The organism is Actinospica sp. (genome assembly GCF_035552695.1).
GTDB lineage: Bacteria > Actinomycetota > Actinomycetes > Streptomycetales > Catenulisporaceae > Actinospica.
The window spans coordinates 1-7,046 of sequence record NZ_DASZKT010000112.1 but is presented as its reverse complement, the minus strand read 5'-3'; the positions used below and the strand labels follow the sequence as shown (position 1 = coordinate 7,046).

The window sequence follows — 7,046 nt, the reverse complement described above, 5'->3', positions numbered from 1 at the left end:
CCACACGCCCGCGTTCTGACGGGCGGCGACGCCTATGTCGCGCGGCGGTGCAGCACGGTAGAGATTGTTACCGCGACCACGAGGACGGCGCCGTAGAAGACCGGCTCGATCCAGACCGCGGCACTGTGCAACTGCAACCCGAGAACGCCGGTCTCAAGGAAGTAGATGCCGACAAAGGTACCGAGCGGGTTGAAGCGGCCCGGCTCGAAGATCGCAGTGCCGAGGAAGACCGCGGCGAACACCGGGAGCAGGTACTGGCTGGCCGAGCTCGCGTTGAAGCTGCCGACGAAGGCCACCGTGATGATGGCGCCGACGCCGGAGATCAGACCGGCGAAGACGAACGAGCCGAACCGGATCCGGTCCACCCGCACCCCGGAGAGCCGGCTGACCTCACGGCTCGCGCCGACAAACCGCATGTGCCGGCCGAGCGGGGTGCAGGCGAGGATGTACGCGAAGACGAGGACGAGCACGACGCCGTAGTAGAAGGAGATCGGCAGGCCGCCGACGTCCTTGGTCGCGATGCTCTGGAAGCTGGCCGGGACGCCGCTGACTGTGTTGTCGCTGGAGATCAGCAGGGAGATTCCGAGCAGCAGCGTGGACATGCCCAGCGTCACGACGATGGTGTTGACGTGCATCTTGACGATGAGGAACGCGTTCACGGCGCCGACCGCGGTGGCGCAGAGGATGGCCGCGAGTGATCCGACCCACACGTTCCAGCCGTGGTTGACCACCAGCACCGGCATGATCGTCCCCGCGAAACCGAAGACCGAAGGCACCGACAGGTCGACGAACTCGCCGATCGTGATCGTGCAGAGCAGCGCCATCGTCATGAAGACAAGGTGCTCCTGCGAATTGAAGATCGCCTGGAACGTGGTGACGTGCAGGAAGCTCGGCTCGGTCAGCGAGTAGAACAGGATCAGCGCCGCCCACACGACCATGATCGAGTACCGCGAGGGGATCTGCGTCAGCGGCGCGGGCCGTCGGCGTTTGGCCGGCGCCGGCGTGCCCGCGGTACCGGGCGTGGCAACCGCGACGTCGCCGCTTTCTGGTCGGGCGGTGTCCATCAGCGGGCCACCCCTTTCACATTGAGTTTCGTGTCTTCGGCCGGATGCTCGGCGTCTGCCTCAGCATCGCCGGCTGGCTCGAACGTGGCGTGAATGATGTCGTCCTGTGTCATGTCCCCGGTCAGTTCCGCGACCACCTTGCCCTGGCGGAACACGAGAACCCGGTCGCAGAGCACGGCGAGGTCCGCGGCGTCCACCGAGGAGACCAGCACGCCGCAGCCGCCGCGGGCAGCCTCCCTGATCGCCTCGATAATGTCGGCCCTGGCGCCGACGTCCACTGCCTGGGTGGGCTCGTGCAGCACGAGGAGTTCCGGGTCGCCGGCCAGCCACTTGCCGAGCAGCACCTTCTGCTGGTTGCCGCCGGACAGGGTGCCAACGGTCTTATGCGGGTCAGGCGGCTTGATGTCGAGCTTCTTGATCATGGCCGCCGTCTCCTGGGCCTGCCACGCGCCGCCGGTCCTGAAGCGGCCGCCGCGCGTCTTTACCCGGGGCAGCGTCAGGTTTTCCTTCACCGTCATCTCGCCGGCCAGGCCCTGCTCAAGGCGGCGCTCGGCGACGAACGCGACGCCGGCGGCGATGAAGTCACCGGACGAGTCGCGCCGCTTGCGCAGGTGCAGCGTCTTGCCGTTGACGGTTAGGGTTCCGCCCTGGGCCGACCGCGCGCCACCGATCGCCTCGGCGACCGCGACCGCGCCGGACGCGACGAGCCCGGTCAGGCCGACGATCTCGCCCTTCCTGACGTCAAGGTCAAGGTCCCGCACGCTCCGGGCGTTGAGGCCGCGGACGGTGGCGGCGGGCGCCGGCGTCGCGACGCTGCCCACTCGGTTCTGGGTGCCGAGGTGCCGCCCGAGCATGAGCCGCGTCAGGCCTGCCTCGTCGATGTCCTTGGTGGCGATGCCGGTCTCGACGACCAGGCCGTCGCGCATGACGGTGACCCGGTCGGTTACCTCGACGATTTCCTCGAGCTGGTGGGAGATCATTAGCACCGAGGCGCCGCCGTCGATGACGCCGCGCACCAACTCGAAGAACCGGCCGCGGGCCCGCTTACTCATCGCACGGGTCGACTCGTCGAAGATGATCAGGCCGCCGCCGTCCTGGTGGTCTTGCATCGCCCGGGCCACGGCGACCGCGGCACGGTCCTCCGCGGACAGCTCACCGACCCGCTCGTGCACGTCGACGTTCGCGCCCAGCCGGGCCAGGACCGCCGCGACGGCGGCACGCTCCGCCTTGCCGTCGATCCGCCGGGTGAACCGTGCCGCCTGGTAGCGGGCGAGCCGCACGTTCTCCCAGACCGTGCGGTCATCCACCAGGCCCAGGTTCTGGTGCACGACGGCGAGACCCGCCGCCCGAGCTTCAAGCGGGCGGACCGGCAGCGAGAGTTCCCGCCCGTCCACGGTGATGGCACCGCCGGGATCCGGGGTGTATACCCCGGTGAGGATCTTGACCAGGGTCGACTTCCCGCAGCCGTTCTGGCCGACGAGACCGTGCAGCTCACCGCGGGCGATGCGCATTCCGATCCCACGGAGCACCCGTGCCGACCCGAAGGTCTTCGACACGTCGGCCACCTCAAGGCGGTCCGGCCCGTTACCTTGCGCTTCGGCCCGCGAGACGCTCACGAGTGCCCCTTCCTGCTTAAACAGCAACCACGGTGGCCTCAACAGCAACCACAGCGTAAGGCAGCGCGGTCTTTGCGCTGCCTGATACAGCGACCACAAGGCTTTAACCCAAGCCACCGCTAGGCGTTGCGGGTTGTACAACGCCTGCTGGTAGCAACCGCAGGGCATTAACCCCAGCCACCGCGCGGGCGGGCGAAGCGGCGTCCGCTTTTGGCGGCGTCCCCCCGTGGGGGGCTGTGGGGGGCGAAGCCCTCCCATGCGCGGAGGGTGCAGGGGGGTCGCCCCCCCGCAGGGAGCACGGTGCAGGGGGGTCGCCCCCCCGCAGGTAATCAGGTAATACAACTCATACTCCCCAGAGCGTCTTGAACGCCGCCTGGTACGACGAGTCGCCGAACCAGGCACCCGAGGCCTGCTCCGCGTTGCTGACCTTGACGGTGCCGATGTTCTGCGCGGTGAACAGGCGCGACGGGAAGGTCTCGGTCACCGGCCCGGACTTGGTGGCCATGCGCAGGATCTCGTCGGTCAGCGCCCAGCCGGCGAACGCCTGGTCGACCGCCACGACGGCCTTGACCGGGCCGCTGCCGCCGGCGAGGCGGCCGAGGCCGTCAACCGAGCCGCCCGCGACCGACAGCTTGATGCTGCTGCTCTTGTTGGCCTGCTGGATGCCCTGCACCGTCGCGTCGAGGCTGTCCTCGAACTCGGTGTAGTAGTACGTCGCGTTCGGGTTGGCCAGCAGGTTGGCGCTGGTGTCCGACGCGAGCTGGTTGTTCGTGGTCGCCGTTATGTTCTTGACCGTATAGGTGCAGCCCGGGCAGTTCTGCTTGAAGATCGGCAGTGCGTCCTGGACGTACGCGATCGAGGACGGGGAGTCGGACTCCTGGGCGATGACGGCGTTGGCCTTGCCCTGGGAGTCGGCGATCATCCACCAGGCGATCTGGGTGGGCTGGTTGACCACGCCGGGCACGTAGGTGACCTGGTTGGTGTTCTGCGTGCTCGCCGACGGCGGAATCTGGTCGGTGATGATGATCGGTACGCCCTTGGACTTGGCCGCGTCGAACGCGTTCTGCGCCATGGCATAGGGCACGGCGTCGGTCACGATGCCGGCCGCGTTGGCGGTCGTGGCCTGCTGCACGCAGGAGGCGAGGCCGCTCGGCTGGCCCTGCGGGTCACAGACCTGAAGCTTGAGGCCCGCGTCGGCGAGCGCAACCTTCATCGTCGCGGCGGTCACAACGAAGCCGGGGATCGCTGCGACCAGCGGAATGTAGTAAACGGTCTTGCCCTTGAGGCTGGCTACGCCCTTGATGGGCGCGGTGGGCACCGGGTACGTGGTGGTGACCGACTCAAACTGGCTGACCATCTGCTGGGCCTTCGACAGGCCGGTGGTGTCGCCGGCGCCGGCGCTCGCCGCGGCCGAAGAGCTCGCCGCGGCCGGCGAACTCGAGCTTGAGCTGCTGCTTGAACTGCAGGCCGCAAGCACGGCCGCGGCGGTGATCGCCGCGCCCGGCGCCAGCCAGCGCTTCCATTTATGCGTCATTGCGTTTGGTTCCTCCATCCCACCGATCACGTCAGGTGCGTGAACGCTTGTTTTCTACTCCGTTACTCGTGTCGCGTGGCGAACGATAAGGCTTCGCCATCCGTGACCTGGGCTCCTGCTAGCGCGCGAGGGGCACCAGGTCGAGCCTGACGCGGCTGTCTAGCGACGGCAGGACGACCCCGGCCAGCCAGGTGGCGAAATGCGGCGTCCCGCGGTGCGCGTCGAAGGCGCCGGAGTCGGCGTACCGCTCGAAGAGCACGAAAAGCGACGGGTCATCGGGGTCACGGAACACCTGGTAGTCCAGGTTTCCCGGCTCCGCCCTGGTGGGCGACACCATCTTCCGCAGTGCCTCCTCGACGCGGTCCGCCTCGCTCGCGCGCGCCCGGTACTGGGCGATGACCACGAATTCCACGGCAACCTCACCTTCGTTGGTGACACTGGGTCGCTGTCCGCGCGGGCGGGGCCAGCCCACGCGGACAGCGGGGGTCGTCCCCCCGGGGATAACAGATTCTGGCCCTGCCAGCCGGCCGGGGGGAATGGCCGCGGCGTACATCTAAGGTTGCGGCGCAGGCTGCTGACCTTGGCGTCTTGGCTTCCTAGGATGACCAGCGCCGCGCCTGACGGGGCGGCACCGTGTCACGCGGCCGTGCCTGGCCGTCGCGGCGCTCGTGTCCGATGGCTATCTGTGTCCGATGGAGAAGCTGAGCTCAATGCTGGAAGTAAGGGACCCGGCCGACGTGCGTTCCGTCGTCGCGGAAGTGCCCGCGATGACCGCGGCCGAGGTGGCCGCGGCCTACGACCGCGCCAGGACCGCGTTCGAGGGCTGGCGGCGGGCCAACCCGCTGGACCGTGCGGCGGTCCTCGCGCGGGCCGCGGACCTGATCAGGGCGCGGGCCGAGGACGGCGCGGTCATCCTGGTGCGGGAGAACGGCAAGACGCTCGCCGAGGCACGCGTCGAGGTGACGAAGACCGCCGACTTCCTCGACTACTATGCCTCCTTCGCCCGCCAGCCCTGGGGTGAGCTGCTGTCCGACGCGCGCCCTGGCACCTCGACCTCGGTGCGGGTCGAGCCGGTTGGCGTGGTGCTCGCCATCTGCCCGTGGAACGACCCGCTCATCACCCCCGCCCGCAAGCTCGGCCCGGCCCTGATCGCCGGCAATACCGTGGTATTGAAGGCGGCCTCGCAGACGCCGGGCATCGCGCTCTGGGCGGCCGGGCTGCTGCTTGAGGCGGGGCTGCCCGAGGGCGTGCTGCAGGTGATCACCGGGCGCAGCAGCGAGATCTCCGACGCGCTGCTCGCGTCGCCCGACGCGGTCACCTTCACCGGCTCCAACGAGGTCGGCGCGCTGCTGCGCCGCACGCTGGCTTCGCGCAGCGTACGGCTGCAGGCCGAACTCGGCGGCAAGAACGTCTCCGTGGTTCTCAAGGACGCGGACCTCGACATGGCCGCGGCGACGCTGGTCAGCGCCGCGTTCGCCCAGGCGGGCCAGCGCTGCACGGCGACAAGCAGGCTGATCGTCGACGCTTCGGTTGCCGCCGCGCTCGTGTCCCGGCTGCGGGACGCGATCGCCGGCATCGTCGTGGGCCCGGGGCTCGACCCGGCGACCACCATGGGGCCGCTGTCGTACGCGGCGCACCGCGACGGGGTGCTCGAGCACATCGAGCGGGCGCGGAAGGAGGGCGCCGCGGTCATCGCCGGCGGGGGACGCCCGTCCGCCGCCGCGCTCGCCCACGGCTGCTACGTCGAGCCGACCCTGATCAGCGTGACACCTGAGCAGTCGCTCTGGCGGGATGAGGTGTTCGGTCCCGTCCTCGCGGTCACCACGGCCACCGGGTTCGACGACGCGGTGCGGCTCGCCAACGACACGGCCTACGGCCTGTCGGCCGCGGTGTTCACCACGTCGCTGACCTCCGCGAACAAGTTCATCGAGGTGGCCGAGGCCGGGCAGGTCGCGGTGAACCTGCCGACCGCGGGCTGGGACGTGCACCACCCGTTCGGCGGCTTCCGCGAGTCGGGATCCGCCTTCAAGGAGCAGGGCGCACCCGGGCTCCGCTTCTACACCAGGATCAAGACGGCCGCCGTGAGGTTCGCGTGGTAGCCGCCAAATCAGGTGGTACTACCGGTGCCATGACACCGAATAGCAACGGGCAGGGCACGGGCGGGGCCGCGGAGCCGGTCGGCATCGTCGGGGCGGGGATCGTCGGGCTCGCGGTCGCCAGGCAACTCGCCGCCGCCGGGGTGCCCGTCGTGGTCTTCGAGAAGGAAGCCCAGGTCGCCACCCACCAGACCGGGCACAACTCCGGGGTCGTGCACGCCGGGATCTATTACGCGCCAGGCTCGGCCAAGGCGCGGATGACCAGGCGCGGCGTCTCGCTCCTGCGGGACTACTGCACGGAGCGCGGCCTCGCCTACGACGAGCGGGGCAAGCTCGTGGTCGCGCGGAACGACGCGGAGACCGTCAAGCTCCGCGAGCTTGAGCGGCGCTCACTGGCCAACGGCGTGCCCGCCGTGCGGTGGCTTTCCGGTGCCGAGCTGCGGGAGCTTGAGCCGGAGGTCGCGGGTGTGGCGGCGCTGCTTTCGCCGACCACAGCCATCGTCGACTACCGAGCAATCACGGAATCGTTCGGGGAAGACTTGACGAGAAGCGGGGGCGAGCTGCACCTCGGGACTCCCGTCACCCGCGTGCGGCGGGTGAGTGACGAGCGGGTGGAGATCGATACGCCGGGCGGTGCGCACACGCTGTCCCGGCTGGTGATCTGCGCCGGCCTGCAGGCGGACCTGCTCGCGACGGCGGCCGGGGATTCGCCCGCGCCGGAGATCATCCCGTTCCG

General features: G+C 69.5%; 7 protein-coding genes. 3 read left to right on the top strand and 4 right to left on the bottom strand.

Annotated elements, in window-relative coordinates:
* Positions 1-32: 32 nt before the first annotated feature.
* The 3 genes from VG296_RS13640 to VG296_RS13630 form a co-directional block, all read right to left on the bottom strand.
* Positions 33-1,064, bottom strand: coding sequence for an ABC transporter permease (locus VG296_RS13640; protein ID WP_325566059.1), 1,032 nt, complete (start codon positions 1,062-1,064; stop codon positions 33-35).
* Complete coding sequence (locus VG296_RS13635) at positions 1,064-2,779, bottom strand: sugar ABC transporter ATP-binding protein (protein ID WP_325566058.1); 1,716 nt, start codon at positions 2,777-2,779, stop codon at positions 1,064-1,066. Before VG296_RS13635 ends, VG296_RS13640 begins: the two co-directional genes overlap by 1 nt.
* Positions 2,780-3,023: 244 nt before the next feature.
* Entirely contained in the window at positions 3,024-3,998 is a 975-nt protein-coding gene (locus VG296_RS13630; protein WP_325566057.1) for a sugar ABC transporter substrate-binding protein, read from the bottom strand.
* Between VG296_RS13630 and VG296_RS13625 the strand changes: the two genes are divergently transcribed.
* Positions 3,991-4,257, top strand: coding sequence for a hypothetical protein (locus tag VG296_RS13625; RefSeq protein WP_325566056.1), 267 nt, complete (start codon positions 3,991-3,993; stop codon positions 4,255-4,257). The two genes, VG296_RS13630 and VG296_RS13625, sit on opposite strands and share 8 nt — an antisense overlap.
* 75 nt (positions 4,258-4,332) lie before the next feature.
* Here VG296_RS13625 and VG296_RS13620 read toward each other — a convergent pair whose 3' ends face one another.
* Entirely contained in the window at positions 4,333-4,626 is a 294-nt protein-coding gene (locus VG296_RS13620; protein ID WP_325566055.1) for a putative quinol monooxygenase, read from the bottom strand.
* 298 nt (positions 4,627-4,924) lie between these two features.
* Here VG296_RS13620 and VG296_RS13615 point away from each other — a divergent pair, with 298 nt between their 5' ends.
* Both VG296_RS13615 and VG296_RS13610 read left to right on the top strand, forming a co-directional pair.
* Entirely contained in the window at positions 4,925-6,313 is a 1,389-nt protein-coding gene (locus tag VG296_RS13615; RefSeq protein WP_325566054.1) for an aldehyde dehydrogenase family protein, read from the top strand.
* A 29-nt stretch (positions 6,314-6,342) separates the two neighbouring features.
* Positions 6,343-7,046 (top strand): FAD-dependent oxidoreductase (locus VG296_RS13610; RefSeq protein ID WP_325566053.1); only part of this gene is annotated, 704 nt, incomplete at its 3' end.